This is a genomic window from Arthrobacter sp. 24S4-2 (assembly GCF_005280255.1).
Taxonomy (GTDB): domain Bacteria; phylum Actinomycetota; class Actinomycetes; order Actinomycetales; family Micrococcaceae; genus Arthrobacter.
On the sequence record NZ_CP040018.1, the window covers coordinates 4300847 to 4314350 of the forward strand.

The window sequence follows — 13504 nt, forward strand, 5'->3', positions numbered from 1 at the left end:
CCGGGCCGTTCCGTCGAAGCTTCGAGTGATTGCGAGCGCAGCCGGGTATGGAGCGGGACGGTTGGCCCCATACCCGGCGGCCCGCTAAGGGCTATCCCGTCATGTCAGGGGGCGCCGCGCCCCCTGGCAGAACGTCAGAAGGCATGCCCGGGTCTCAGCCGTGCGTGGGTTCGCCGGTGATGCGGTGGTCGGCGTGGTTGATGGTTTCGCGGATAAGCCGGACGAGGTGTCCGTCATGGAGGGAATAGATGACGTGGCGGCCGTCTTTGCGGGTGTCAACCAGCCCGCTGAGCCGGAGCTTCGCCAGATGCTGGCTCGCCACGGTCCGCGGCACACCGGCCGCGGCCGTGAGCTCCGTGACGGTCTTGGGGCCTTCGGCGAGCTGCCAGAGCAGGTGCAGACGCGTCGGTTCGGCGAGCATCCGCAACGTGCCGGCGGCGGTTTCCAGCAGCCGTGGTCCCGGGGTGACCGGGTGAACCAGGGACGGGTGCTCAGGGGCGCGATCCGGTGCGCTGCCGGGCTGACTGCTCAACGCTCTGCTCCCTCTCCGCCGGTTCCGTGGCAGCTGCGGCATCGTGCCGCGGCCAGGACAGGAATGCACCTGCACTACCTATCATCGCAATAATTGTCAGCGCCAGCGCAGCCCAGCCCAAACCGGCCACCGAACCGACCCACCCGGCCAACGGATAGGTCAGGATGTAGCAGGCGTGGGAGAAGGAGAACTGAGCCGTGAACACGTACGGGCGGGTCTCCTCCGTGGACGCATCCCGCAGCAGCCGCGAGGACGGTGTGAGGATTGTGGAGTTCGCGGCCCCGAGCAGGAACCACAGGCCCAGCAGCAGCCACCACCCCGTCCCGGGGACACCCAGCAACGTCAGCGCTGTCGCGCCGGCCAGGACCAGCGGAATGCTGGCGGCGCCCGTGAGCATCACTGCCCGGTCCCCGAACCGGTCCAGAATCCGGGGCGCGGAAAGCGCAACGATCACGGACCCGACCCCGAAGCAGGCCAGCGCCAGCGCCAGGTCGGTGTCCGGCCGGTGCAGGACGTCACGGACATAAACAACAGTGTTGACCAGCACCAGAGCCGTGGGGGCCGCGACCACCAAGTTCAGGGCCAGCAGCGACCGCAGCCGGCCGTTCCGCCAGAAAATCCTGGCACCCAGGGTGGTCCGGTGCCACAGCGAAGTCTGCGGGGCAGCGGAGGCTGTGACCCGCGGCAGGACGGTCATCGCGACCATGAAGGCCGAGAAGAGGAACCCGGCGACGGTGCCGAGAAAGAGGTTGTTGTAGCTGACTACGGTCAGCAGCAGCGCAGCGATGGCCGGGCTGACCAGTGCCTCCATGTCATAGGCCAGCCGCGACAGGGACAGGGCGCGGGTGTAGTCCCGCTCATCTTTGAGGATGGTCGGGATCAGGGACTGGAACGCCGGGGTGAACGTTGCCGACGCACTCTGCAGCAGGAATATCACGACATAGATCTGCCACACATCGGTGATGAACGGCAGACATAGCGCCATCGCGGCCCGGATGAGGTCCGCTCCGATCAGGACCCGCTTCCGCGGCCACCTCGCGACCAAGGCATTGATCACCGGGGCCAGACCCACATAGGCCAGCATCTTGATCGTCAATGCGGTGCCGAGCACCGCGCCGGCATTGCTGCCGGCCAGATCGTAGGCCAGTAGTCCCAGGGCAACGGTCAGCAGTCCGGTGCCGATCAGCGCCACGATCTGGGCGGCGAACAACCGCCGGTAGGTCACATTCAGCAGAACCGACAACATCAAGACCCCTTAAGTGCATATGTGCATGGCTATGCACTCATCATAGACCAGCGGATCGGGTCGGAGGTATTGGCAGTCCTCGCAGGGGTTGCAGTTTGGGCGCTGCCTTGTTCCTGAGTACACGTTTGTGTGAATACATCACCGGCTGTATTTTTGTGCCATGGAAACGCTCACTCAGGCGCCCGTGCTGGCCCGGTTCGGCTATGCGGTCTCGGACCCTACCCGCGCCCGGATTCTCCTGGCTCTCTCAGAGGCACCGTCTTATCCCTCAGATCTGGCAGATTCCCTTCAGGTGTCCCGGCAGAGCATGTCCAACCATCTGACATGCCTGCGGGGCTGTGGCCTCGTCGTTGCCGTTCCGGACGGACGGCGGAGCCGGTATGAACTCGCGGACGCCCGGCTGGGGCATGCGATCAAGGACCTGATCGGCGTGGTCCTCGCGGTGGATGCGGCCTGCTGCGCCCCGGATGGGGAGTGCTTCGCATGACGGCTCTGCTGCACGTACCAAGCCCGGAACGCCGGGCCGTGCTGAGCCTCAGGATCAGGATGTTTGCGGCCGCGACCATCACCTACAACCTCATTGAAGCCGTTGTGGCGCTCTGGGCTGGAGGGGTCGCTGATTCCTCGGCGCTGATCGGCTTCGGCCTGGACTCGGTCATTGAGGTGACTTCCGCGCTGGCCTTGTCCTGGCAGTTTTCCGCCAGAGACCCGGAACGGCGTGAGCAGCTGACCCTCCGGATCATTGCCGTCTCCTTCTTCGCCCTCGCCGCGTTTGTCACGGTTGATTCTGTCCGGTCTCTCACAGGAGGCGGAGAGGCGCAGCATTCGACGCCGGGCATCGTGATCGCGGGCCTCAGCCTGGCGATCATGCCCGTGCTGTCCTGGGCGCAACGCCGTGCCGGACGGGAACTCGGTTCCCGGACAGCTGTGGCCGATTCCAGGCAGACACTGCTGTGCACCTACCTTTCCGCCGTCCTGCTGGTGGGCCTGGTCCTGAACAGCACCCTGGGCTGGTGGTGGGCCGATGCCGGAGCCGCCTTGGTCATCGCCGGTATCGCCGTCCGGGAGGGCATCAATGCCTGGCGCGGCGAAGCCTGCTGCGCCATCCCGCACTCCGGCGACGGCCGTGCCGAAGAGGACGACGACTGCTGCGCCGGGTGCGAATCAGGGAGCAAAACCTTGCCTGTCGAGAAACTACACGGTGATACGTAAGAGGCCCCTGATACAAGTGGTGGCCGCTGAGCATGCGGGTAGCGGCCACTCGTGACGCTGCTGGCCGGCCTTCCTACAGTGGTGCCATGGGACCCGGCAGCAGCCACGGCGGCTGGCTGCCGGCCCCGCAAGGCACCGGGCTTCCGGCGGCAGAGGCTGAGCACCCTGCCTGCCGGAAGCCCGCGGCGCGCGGGCCCCGCGCAGGCACTTGTGAGTAGCCAGGCAGCCAACCAACCGCCAGAACAGCAAACCACCATGTAAGCCCCGGGCGAGGACCACCTTGCCCGGGGCTGCTGCTGTGTGGCCGGCTCCCCAGCCACACATCTGGCAGGGGCGACGGGTAGTGGCACGGACCCCGAGAGACGAGAACAGGTAGTTGACACTCAAGACGGGGGCTGGTTGGCGGCATATGGTCGTGTCGAGGGCTCGTCCTTCAGAGACTGCTCTCGGCGGTAGCTGCGCCAATGCCCGGCACATCGGTGACACCGGGCATTGGCGCGCGGCCAGTCACGGAAATCGCAGGCGGGAAGTAAGGAAAGAGACATGACCCTCACCGCAAATGGCCCCAGGCTAGCGGCATCTGCGGACAGGCACACGCGGCCAACGCGGGCACCGTACGTCCACCAGGCGACGCTCGCCATGAGCACAGAGGCCGACGTCGACGCACCGGGCGCCGCCGTCACCCTTGAGTTGTGCGGGAGCTGGGATCACAGGCCCCCGTGTCCCCTCCCCCACTACGCGCACGCCGAGAGGACAGGCACGGGCGTCACCCTCCGGGTGCTCTTCGCCGCGGAGCCGGAAGACGAAGAAGACGTGCGCCGCCGGATCGACGAGGCGCTCAGCACGGGCTCGGTCACCCGCCCGGACGGCTCGTCAACGCAATGGGAGTTCCGTGGCAGCACATCCGGCGTCGTTGTTCCCTCAGAGGCCGCGCGCGCCCGGCGCCTGGCGGAGGCTGGCTAGACCCGGGCCTTCGTGGACGAAGTGTATTGGTGCCCGTCCGGAGGATTGCAGCGCGGGCAGGGCACGGGCGATGCCTGCCGCCGTCCCGCTCCCGGGGTGGTTGGCATGGGAAATGATGATGTCGCCGGACTTCGACGCATTGATTTCACGGAACACCGTGGCCGGAGGATAAGTGGCGCCCCCGTCGCCGTTGATGCTGAAGGAGACCGGCGTCAGTCCCAGCCTGTGGACTATCGCAATTGCGGTCTCGTCCAGGAAGGCTGTGCCCGGGCGGAAGAACCGGGCGGGTTTGCCCGTGAGGCTGTGAAGGACCTCTTGGTTGGCCATGACTTCGTCGTAAACCTCGGCCGCGCTGGCCGTCCCCGGCACACCGTACGCGCTGCGGCCAGTGACGGACAGCGGAATGTGCCGGGTGCCGTGGTTGCCGAGTTCAAATAGCGGGTTCTCTGCCAGAGCCTTTGCCGTTCCGGGGTTGGCCCGGATCCACCGTGCATTCAGGAAAAACGTTGCAGGCGCACCCGCTCGGCTAAGGGTGTCGATCAGCGCCTGATCCACGCCGTTTCCCCCTCGGCCGCCACAGCAGTCAAACGTCAGAATGGTGCCTGAGGCTCCTTCCGGGAGGCGGACGACGGTCCCCGGCAGCTGAGTCCCCCACAAGGCAGGCGTCCGGCCGGCAAATTCCGCAACAATGTCTTGCCGCCCAGGAATTGGTGCTGACGTTGGTTCAGCAGCCTGCGGCTCCGGGACAGGCGCCGCAGCAAGAGCCACGGCCGGGACGTCCTCCCCAAGCCGGGAATCGCCGCCGGCGACGGTGCATGCGGACAGCGACGTCATGGCCGATCCGAAGAGGAACAGCCGTCGGGGGAATTCCCCCGCGCCCGGCCGGCGGTAATGCCGCATGCCCCGTCCCTTCCGCTCGGCCCTGCTCGGGCGATCCGGAAAATCCCCCCGGAAAAGGTATCGGCCCTCACGCAGAGTTGCATGAGGCGTCATGCCTCTTGAGGGCAAGCTCATCATGCCAAAAACCGGGCGGCCTCGCCATTTGGCGACGCAAGAAGTCGGCATCACGGTGCGGCTCTCCGCCGTTGCAGCGCGTGACGGGTTGTGGCTAGACCCGGAAGAGCGCGGCTGCCACAACGGCGGCGGTGAGGCCCAGGAGAATGCCGAGCAGCACATATCCCTTCCACTTTGGGCCGGAACGGTGCGGGTTGATATCTACGTAGGGCATTACGGGCGGACCTTTACGGGGGCGGGCTTCTTTGCGGCACCGCGCTTGAGGCGGAGCAGCAGGTACAGGGCGGTGAACGGAATGAACAGGGTTCCCATCAGTACGCACAGCGCAAAGGCGTAGTCACTCAGTGCCACGGAATTCCCTCCAGGATGCGTCATTGCATTCGAGGCGGGCCCGCGAGCGCAGCTCTTCGGGCTTGTGGCCGGCAACGAATTGTGGGACCTTATATCGGATCGATCATCACCCTACGCAGGGCAGGCCGAATTTGTCCAACGCAGTATATCTGCGCGGTAAATCCTGTCAACCGGATGCCGGTTTATTTCACGGGGTACCGCACTCAACGTCCCAGTGCCAGAATCACGACGACGGCGGTTGCGGCGGCCAGCGCCGCCAGCCCCGCGTAGGCCAACAGTCGCAGACGCTGCCTCCGTAGCTCGCGTTTTGAATCCCGGGCGGTCAGTCCCCTGGTGTAGTTCCCCATGCCGGTGATGGTACCTGCACAATGTTTCAGGAAAACCAAGTCAAGCGGTTTGTGACGGTGGGCTAGTGGGACCAGCCGTTGGCGTCCTTGATGGGCGGGATAAACGTCGCCCGGGTTTCCGGCGGCATGTTCTGCTGGTCCAGCCAGGATCGGACGGGGTACGGATCATCGGCCACGATGTTCCTCGCCACGAAGCGGCGGATCGCTTCCTTAATGTCCTTAATCATGCACCTACGCTACGGCCCGGTAACTCCTCTAGACAGAGTGGTCTGTACTCGATTTTTCGGGTCCGGAACACTCGTTTTCGGGCAAGCCGGGTACTTGTTTTGCTGGCATCGGGCGTTTCCGGGCGTGTCATCGCCGGCCCGTCAACCCGCGCACGAACGGTGCCTTGCCAAGGGATGTCCGTTCAACGTGTTCAACAACGTGTACGTCCACCCGGGTCGCTACAACGCCGGCCTTGGTGAGCGCGCCGGCTACGGCAGCCCGGACCCCGTCAGTGGAGGCTCCGGGAGCGAGGCCTGCGAGGAGCACGCGAAGCCCGGAAGGCTCCTGAATGACCTGCCAGCCCGCACTCCCGGCTTCATCGAGAACGTGGTGGAACACGTTCGGATGGACACTTACAGTGCCTGCCTTGCCTGGTAGCTGCAGGACGTCCTCGATCCGGCCTTCGATGTCCTCCAGGAGCGTGAAGGCGCGCCCGCAAGGACAGCCTCGTGCGCCCAACCTCACAGTGTCGGACATTTCGTAGCGGATCAGCGGCAGGGTCCGCGAAAACAGGACTGTGACCAGGAGTTTGGCCCCGGTGGTCCCCGGCGGCACGGGCTTCCCGGCCTGGTCCACAGGTTCGATGATCAGCAGGTCCTCGTAGACATGGCGGTTCCGGTACGTGCAGGGGGAGGCGATCCCGGCCGTTTCGGTGGCGGCGTAGACATCGACGGGGGCGCTTCCCCATGCGGCCTCCAGTTCCGAGGCGGTGTGCGGGCTGAGCACTTCGGAGGCGGACATCACGCCCTGCGGCGAGATGCGCAGGCGTCCGGCGCGTTGCTCCGCGGCCAGGGGTTTCAGTGCTGAGGCGTAGCCCACCAGGATCCTGGGCTGGAACCGGTTCAGCGCGGCCACCGTCTCATCCATGGGTGCGGTGACGTCCAGGCGGAGGGTGGGGACGAGTCCGGAGCGCACGGATGCTCCGAGGACGGCGGACTGGTGTGTGGGGATGCGGGAGCTGACCAGGGCCATTTTCAGCGGCCGGGTGGGTCCGGCGGAGATCCCGGCCCAGTCGTTCGCCCGGGCATAGGAGGCCAGGACGGTCGCCCATTCGGTGCGGTTCCAGACGAAGGTTCCGCGCCGGCCAGTGGTCCCGGCCGTCGCTGCAACCCACCACCGGCCCTTCCACGGCCTTCCCGGGTCTCCACCGCGCTCTGTCAGGGACCGCAGATGGTTCTCCAGATCCGCCAGCCTCAGGTCCGGGGTGGTGACGGCCTCGTCGAAGTGGTCCATCAGATCCGCTTTCGTCACGGACGGCAGCTGGTCCAGGGGAGCGTCGTGCAGGCCGGCGTGATGGCGCCGGTAGAACTCCGAGCCGGCGTAGGTTGCGCGGCGCAGTTCCTGCAGGGCGTGTTCCTGGTGGGCGGTGATCCGCGCGGCGTCCCAGTGGTCCCTTCTCCGCCATGCGGCCCGCAGGAACAGCACCCGGGAGATGAGGCGGAGGTCCATGGCGGGTGGCCTAGCGTGTCCCGGCCGGGGCCAGCGGCCGGGTGGCGCGCGCGGCGGTGGCTTCGGGTGCTTCCGGGCGGGGCAGCCTGAGCCTCTTGAGCAGCAGGGCGTTGACCGCGACGAGGAAGCTGGAACCGGACATCGACAGGGCCGCGATCTCCGGGCTGAGCACGATCCCGGCGAAGGCGAAGACTCCTGCCGCGATGGGGAGCGCTATCGCGTTGTACCCCACGGCCCAGCCCAGGTTCTGGCGCATTTTGCGCAGGGTGCCTTTGCCGATCCGCAGGGCGATCGGCACATCCAGCGGGTCCGAGCGCATGAGTACGACGTCGGCCGTTTCGATGGCAACGTCGGTGCCGGCGCCGATCGCGATGCCGAGGTCGGCCTGGGCCAGGGCCGGGGCGTCGTTGACGCCGTCGCCCACCATGGCCACCCGTCCGCGCTGCTGCAGCTCGGCGATCTTCGCCGACTTGTCTCCGGGGAGCACCTCGGCGATGACGGTGTCGATGCCCAGCTGCCCGGCGATCCGCTGGGCGGTGGCTTGGTTGTCCCCCGTGAGCATGACCACTTCGATCCCTGCCTCGTGCAGGGCTGCGACGGCGGCGGCTGCGGTTTCCCTCGCGGCGTCCGCCAACGCGATCACCGCCGCTGCCCGGCCGTCCACGGCGACCAGCACGGCGGTCCTTCCGGTGGCCGCAAGCTCGTCGCGGACCGCGGCCAGCGGGCCGAGGTCGATGCCTTCGTTGGCCATCAGTTTGCGGTTGCCCACCAGCACCCGGTGTCCGTCCACGGTGGCGCCTGCCCCGTGGCCGGGGACATTCAGGAAGTCCGAGGCAGCCAGCACGGGTGCGCCGTGCTCGCGGGCGTGCCGGACCACGGCCGCAGCGAGCGGGTGTTCGGATTCCTGCTCCACCGCGGCAGCCAGCGCCAGGAGTTCGCTTTCGCTCATTCCGTCAACGACGACGTCGGTCACTTCCGGTTCGCCCTTGGTCAGGGTGCCGGTCTTGTCCATCACCACGGTGTCAATCCGGGCGGACACCTCCAGGGCGGTGGCGTTCTTGAACAGGACGCCCCGTTTGGCGCCGAGGCCAGTGCCCACCATGATGGCTGTCGGTGTGGCGAGGCCCAGCGCGTCGGGGCAGGTGATAACAACAACGGTGATGGCGAACAGCAGGGCCGCCTGGACGCCGACGCCGAGGGCGAGCCAGGCGGCGAACGTCACCGTCCCGCCGATCAGGGCCACCAGGACCAGCCAGAACGCGGCCCTGTCGGCCAGCCGCTGGCCTGGCGCCTTGGAGTTCTGGGCTTCCTGGACGAGGGCCACGATCTGCGCCAGGGCGGTGTCGGCTCCGACTTTGGTGGCCCGGACCCGCATCGTGCCGGTGGTGTTGATGGATGCACCGATCACTTCGGAGCCGATGGTCTTGGTTACCGGGAGGCTCTCGCCGGTGACCATGGACTCATCGACCTCGGACTGGCCGTCCTCCACTTCCCCGTCAACAGGGATTTTTGACCCCGGCCGGATCAGCAGCAGGTCACCGGTCTGCACTTCGGAGGTGGGGATCTCGGCTGTCTCGCCGTCGCGGATCACGACGGCGACCGGCGGGGCAAGCTCGAGCAGGGTGCGGATGGCCTCGTTCGCGCCGCCGCGTGCGCGCATCTCGAACCAGTGGCCCAGCAGCACGAAGGAGGTCAGGACGGTGGCGGCTTCGTAGAACACTTCACCGCCGCCGGTGAGGGTCACCCCGGCGCTGTAAAGCCAGCCGGTGCCCACGGCGATCGCGACCAGGACCATCATGTCCAGCGTGCGTGCCTTCAGCGCCCGGTAGGCGCCGTCGAAGAAGATCCACGCCGAGTAGAAGATGACCGGCAGGGACAGGATCAGGGCCATCACGTCGTCACGGAGCCCGAACGGCGCTGGTGCGGTGAAGCCGAACATGTCCCGGCCCATCGGGGACCACAGGGTCACGCCGATTGAGAGGACCGCGGCGACCAGGAACCGGTTGCGCATGTCCTTGACCATGTCATCCATGGACATTCCGGCGTGGTGTCCGCCGTGGCCCATCATGTCCTGGGGGGTCCGGGGCATCCCGCCGTGCTGGTCAGGGCCGGGCCCTGCCTTCGTGGCGGTGTCATGCTTCATCCCGGCAGTGTGCATGGTTTCGTCCATCGGGTAGCAGACGTGGTTGGGCACCGATTCGCCCCGGCAGTGGTATCCGCAGTCCCGCACCCACCCGGAGATCTGTTCCACGGAGGTCACGGAAGGGTCGAAGCTCACGGTCGCGGTCTGGGCCACCGGGTTCGCGTCGACGGAGGCGACTCCGGGCCGCTGAAGCAGCACCCGTTCCACGGCCGCCTTGGAGGTGGCCCAGTGCAGGCCGCGGACTTCCACGACGGTGCGTTTCAGAGTTGTGGTCACTGCTCCTCCTTCGGCACCGCTGCTGCCGGAGCGTTCCGGAAAGCAGGCAGGCTTCGGTGATTGGCCTGTGCCGGTGGTTGAGCGGGCTTGGGCTCAGCAGGCATGGCGCGTCCTTTTGCGATTGACGGATTCGGGCGGGGCAGCGGGCTCAATCAACCCCGTTGCCGGACCTTCACTGCGTATGAGCTTTCGCCCGGGACGTCGTTTTCCGGTTAAACCGAACGTATACCCCTAGGGGTATACGTCAAGGTCTCGGGCCTGACCTGGCGGACAGTCCGGTGTGTCACCCTCCACGGCCCCGGCGGAGCACAGTGAGCCGGGCGGTGTACTCGGTCTCGTCGATTTCACCGCGAGCAAACCTTTCTGCGAGCAGGTTCTCCGCGACGCCGGCGCCCGGTGCGCCTCCCGCGTACCGCCGACCGCCCGCTCCCATGGAACGGGCGAAAAGGATGATGGCGGTGATGATGGCGGCCCAGAACAGGACAAAGCCCACCCCCATCAGGATGTAACCCCAGACGCCCATGTTCCCGTCCCAATACATCATCGTTGTTTCCTCCCTGCGCTCGGATGCACCAGTGCCCTGGGGCTCACTATCGTCCCGGGCGGCCTGCGGCGTCAGAGTCTTTGGTCCCCTCGCCCCGGCCGGCCGTTGTTTGTGCAGGGCCGTTCCACCTGTGAGTCAATGCCCGGCCGGCGGGCCGGTATTCTTTGAACAGAAGCCTGGATCGGTAAGGAGGACCGTCATGACCGCACCGGCACCCGCCTGCGTGATGGCGTTCCTTCGCCGTGCGGGCCTTTTCGCCGCAGTTCTGGCCCTGATTGCCGGGATTTTCGGTATGCATGTCATGACCGCCACCCACGCCCTGCACTCCCCGGCCACGGCGGCGGCAGCCCTTGGCGCACATCACGAATCGTCCGCTGCCGGCCGCACGCCAGAACATGCTTCCGGATCACTTTTCGCCCCCGACACTCCCGACGCCCCGGCCACTTCCGGGCCGGATGATCAGTCAGCTACCGGGAAGGTGCAGTGCACGGGCTCGGGAAACTGCAGCAGCATGCAGGCCATGTCCGCGTCCTGCACGCCGTCAGTAAAGACCGGCTCCCTGACCGCACCGCTGCCAGCGACAGGAGTCAGCTTCCGCAAACCGAACACAGGGGCCCCCGCCGCGATCAGCACGCGGTGGTCCTATCTTCCCGGCAGTCCTTCACCGGGCGATCTCTGCATCAGCAGAACGTAAAACAGGGCCGCGCGCTGTGACCCTGACCGGCGCCGCTCCCTGCCCGGCTCTCCCCTGAGCCGGAAGCATCACAGATGCACACAACCCCCGGGCGCCCACGCGCCCGCTGATGCCTTGAAGGACTTGAATACCAATGATGACCAAGAAATTTCTGACCCTTTCCGCCACTGCCGTCGCCGCGGCACTCGCCCTCGCCGGATGCTCAACCGGGCCGTCCGGATCCTCCGCCACCTCCAGCTCCGCTTCCTCCGGCAGCTCCATGCCGGGCATGGGCTCGGGGATGATGTCCGGCAGTGCACCGGCTGCCGCGGCCGAACACAACGCGGCCGACACCATGTTCGCCCAGGGAATGATTCCGCACCACGAACAGGCCGTGGAAATGAGCGAGATGATGCTCGGGAAGAAGGACATCCCCGCTGCCGTGACTGACCTGGCCACCAGGATCAAGGCGGCCCAGGCGCCGGAGATCGAAACGATGACCGGCTGGCTCAAGGGCTGGAACGAATCCGCGACCATGGGCGCCGGCCACACCATGGACGGCATGATGGGCGAGGATGACCTGAAGCAGCTCGAAGCGGCCCAAGGCACCGAAGCGGCCAAGCTCTTCCTGAAGCAGATGATTGCCCACCATGAAGGCGCCGTGATGGTGGCCAAGACCGAAACTTCCCAGGGAAAGAACGGCGACGCGATGCAACTCAGCAAAGACATCGTGACCGCCCAGGAAGCTGAAATCAAGGAAATGCAGGACCTGCTGGCCGCCCTCTGACCGGTGTCCTCCGGCGCCGGCCCTCACGGGCCGGCGCCATCCCCGCCATCTCACAATCTGAATCCCTGGAGCCCCCATGCCCGATCCCTCCCGTCCCCGGGTCCGCGCCACGGCTGGCCTCGCAGCCGGCGCCGGCCTCATTCTTGCCCTGTCAGCATGCAGCCCGTCCTCCGTCCCGGCAGGACCCGCCCCGGCCAGCAGCACCGGCAGCCCCATGCCTGACGCCCACATTCACGGCCTGAGCGTCAGCAGCCAAACCGGCCAGGTACTCCTTGCCACCCACGACGGCCTGTTCGACATGACGAAACAGCCCGCCGCCAAAGTCGGCGCCACCAACGACCTGATGGGCTTCACCGGTGGCACCGACCACGGCGTCCTCTACGCTTCCGGACACCCTGGCGAAGGCTCCGGCCTTCCCAACCCGCTCGGGCTGATCAGATCCACCGACGCCGGTAAAACCTGGGAACAGCTCTCCCGGCAAGGCGAATCCGACTTCCACGCACTCACCGCCACCAAATCCGGAATCATCGGCTTTGACGGCACACTGCGCACCAGCCCGGACGGGAAAACCTGGAACACGGTGGCCGTGGATTTCGTCCCGGCCGCCCTCGCCGGAAGCCCGACCGGCAACACTGTCCTGGCCACCACCCCGCAAGGGATCCGCCGCTCCACCGACGGCGGTCAAACCTGGAGCGCCGTGAACTCCGGACCTGTGATCCAGTTCGCCGCCTTCGCCAGCCCCGCAGAGGCCGTCGGCGTCGAACACGACGGGACTGTCCACTACTCCGCGGACGCCGGCGCGACCTGGACCCGAAAGGGCCGGATCAAGGGCGCGGTCCAGGCTGTGGCGGCGGTCAAGGGCGATCGCCCCTCGATCTGGGCCGCCACCGCCGACGGGCTTGTCGTCTCCACCGACGGCGGAGTCACGTTCGTGCCCGCAGACGCCTCCTAAGCGCTGTTCTTCCCCCGATCTCCTCATCGTGTGCTTCCAGTGCGCCCAGACCTGCACAGCCTGCGCGGACGCATGTCTGGCCGAGGACATGGTCGCCGACCTCGCCGCATGCATCCGCACGGACTTGGACTGCGCTGACATCTGCGCAGCCACCGGCACCATCCTGACCCGCCAAACAGCGTCCAACCCGGGCGTTCACCGCGCAGTCCTGGAGGCCTGCCGCACCGCCTGTGCCGCGTGCGCCAATGAGTGTGAACGGCACGCCGGCATGCACGAACACTGCAGGATCTGCGCCGAGGCCTGCCGTCGCTGTGAAGCGGCCTGCGCTTCCCTCCTGGCCGCGTCGGCCTGAACACGCACCGTCCTTCCGTTGGCCGGGTCGGACGCGCCGAACACCAGCCCCGGGGGCCGGGACCTCGGACTCTAGCCCTCAGCGGACGCCCCGCGAAGAATCAGAGTACCAATTACGCGAAGCGGAAGGTGCCGGTCATGATGTGGGGTTACGGACAGGGCATGGGGTGGATGTGGCTCTGGGGCCCTCTCCTGCTCATCGGGATTGCGCTTCTGGTGCTGCTGGCCGTGCGGGTCGCTGGCGGCGGCCTCCGCGGCGGTTACGGGCCGGGAGGGCCCGGCGGTCCGCCGCCCATGGGAGGAAGCAGGGCCCGGCAGATCCTCGATGAACGCTTCGCGAGAGGTGAGCTGACCGCGGACCAGTACCGCGAACAGCTCAAAGTGCTCGGTGAGGGCG

Annotated in this window: 15 protein-coding genes and 2 pseudogenes; 8 read left to right on the forward strand and 9 right to left on the reverse strand. The window is 66.9% G+C overall.

The window, feature by feature from the left end; translation table 11 throughout:
* Positions 1-154: 154 nt before the first annotated feature.
* Together FCN77_RS19955 and FCN77_RS19960 are read right to left on the reverse strand one after the other, a co-directional pair.
* Entirely contained in the window at positions 155-532 is a 378-nt protein-coding gene (locus FCN77_RS19955; protein ID WP_137323662.1) for a helix-turn-helix transcriptional regulator, read from the reverse strand.
* Positions 492-1778: an MFS transporter gene (locus FCN77_RS19960; protein ID WP_137323663.1), complete on the reverse strand. Its 1287-nt coding sequence runs from the start codon at positions 1776-1778 to the stop codon at positions 492-494. The genes FCN77_RS19955 and FCN77_RS19960 overlap by 41 nt, the downstream gene beginning before the upstream one ends.
* A gap of 160 nt (positions 1779-1938) precedes the next feature.
* On the opposite strand from FCN77_RS19960, the gene FCN77_RS19965 reads away from it, so the two are divergent.
* The 3 genes from FCN77_RS19965 (at position 1939) to FCN77_RS19975 (ending at position 3953) form a co-directional block, all read left to right on the forward strand.
* On the forward strand, positions 1939-2265 hold the full coding sequence (locus FCN77_RS19965) for a helix-turn-helix transcriptional regulator (RefSeq protein ID WP_137323664.1): 327 nt from the start codon (positions 1939-1941) through the stop codon (positions 2263-2265).
* Positions 2262-2990: a cation diffusion facilitator family transporter gene (locus tag FCN77_RS19970; protein ID WP_137323665.1), complete on the forward strand. Its 729-nt coding sequence runs from the start codon at positions 2262-2264 to the stop codon at positions 2988-2990. Before FCN77_RS19965 ends, FCN77_RS19970 begins: the two co-directional genes overlap by 4 nt.
* A 543-nt stretch (positions 2991-3533) precedes the next feature.
* Positions 3534-3953 (forward strand): hypothetical protein, encoded by a 420-nt coding sequence (locus FCN77_RS19975; protein WP_217496162.1) that lies wholly within the window; start codon positions 3534-3536, stop codon positions 3951-3953.
* On the opposite strand, the gene FCN77_RS19980 is transcribed toward FCN77_RS19975, so the two are convergent.
* The 7 genes from FCN77_RS19980 to FCN77_RS19995 form a co-directional block, all read right to left on the reverse strand.
* On the reverse strand, positions 3912-4853 hold the full coding sequence (locus FCN77_RS19980) for a polysaccharide deacetylase family protein (protein WP_175417325.1): 942 nt from the start codon (positions 4851-4853) through the stop codon (positions 3912-3914). The two genes, FCN77_RS19975 and FCN77_RS19980, sit on opposite strands and share 42 nt — an antisense overlap.
* A gap of 327 nt (positions 4854-5180) precedes the next feature.
* The gene (locus FCN77_RS26060) at positions 5181-5318 is read right to left on the reverse strand and encodes a hypothetical protein (RefSeq protein ID WP_175417326.1); all 138 of its coding nucleotides are present in this window, start codon (positions 5316-5318) and stop codon (positions 5181-5183) included.
* 203 nt (positions 5319-5521) lie between these two features.
* Positions 5522-5665, reverse strand: coding sequence for a hypothetical protein (locus FCN77_RS26410; protein ID WP_217496163.1), 144 nt, complete (start codon positions 5663-5665; stop codon positions 5522-5524).
* A gap of 62 nt (positions 5666-5727) precedes the next feature.
* The gene (locus tag FCN77_RS26065) at positions 5728-5892 is read right to left on the reverse strand and encodes a hypothetical protein (RefSeq protein ID WP_175417327.1); all 165 of its coding nucleotides are present in this window, start codon (positions 5890-5892) and stop codon (positions 5728-5730) included.
* Between the two features lie 127 nt (positions 5893-6019).
* The gene (locus FCN77_RS19985) at positions 6020-7381 is read right to left on the reverse strand and encodes a phenylacetate--CoA ligase family protein (RefSeq protein ID WP_137323667.1); all 1362 of its coding nucleotides are present in this window, start codon (positions 7379-7381) and stop codon (positions 6020-6022) included.
* 10 nt (positions 7382-7391) lie between these two features.
* Positions 7392-9800 carry a cation-translocating P-type ATPase gene (locus tag FCN77_RS19990; RefSeq protein WP_217496164.1) on the reverse strand — a complete coding sequence of 803 codons (2409 nt, stop codon included), beginning with the start codon at positions 9798-9800 and terminating at the stop codon, positions 7392-7394.
* A 283-nt stretch (positions 9801-10083) separates the two neighbouring features.
* A complete protein-coding gene (locus tag FCN77_RS19995; RefSeq protein WP_175417328.1) occupies positions 10084-10344 on the reverse strand; it encodes an SHOCT domain-containing protein in 261 nt (86 codons plus the stop codon).
* A 199-nt stretch (positions 10345-10543) separates the two neighbouring features.
* Here FCN77_RS19995 and FCN77_RS20000 point away from each other — a divergent pair, with 199 nt between their 5' ends.
* The 5 genes and pseudogenes from FCN77_RS20000 to FCN77_RS27095 form a co-directional block, all read left to right on the forward strand.
* Positions 10544-11038 (forward strand): hypothetical protein, encoded by a 495-nt coding sequence (locus tag FCN77_RS20000; RefSeq protein WP_137323668.1) that lies wholly within the window; start codon positions 10544-10546, stop codon positions 11036-11038.
* Between the two features lie 133 nt (positions 11039-11171).
* Complete coding sequence (locus FCN77_RS20005) at positions 11172-11804, forward strand: DUF305 domain-containing protein (RefSeq protein ID WP_137323669.1); 633 nt, start codon at positions 11172-11174, stop codon at positions 11802-11804.
* A gap of 76 nt (positions 11805-11880) precedes the next feature.
* Positions 11881-12756: a F510_1955 family glycosylhydrolase gene (locus FCN77_RS20010; RefSeq protein WP_137323670.1), complete on the forward strand. Its 876-nt coding sequence runs from the start codon at positions 11881-11883 to the stop codon at positions 12754-12756.
* A 31-nt stretch (positions 12757-12787) separates the two neighbouring features.
* A pseudogene (locus FCN77_RS20015) lies at positions 12788-13108 on the forward strand (four-helix bundle copper-binding protein); the annotation flags it as partial.
* 137 nt (positions 13109-13245) lie between these two features.
* A pseudogene (locus FCN77_RS27095) lies at positions 13246-13503 on the forward strand (SHOCT domain-containing protein); the annotation flags it as partial.
* Position 13504 lies beyond the last annotated feature (1 nt).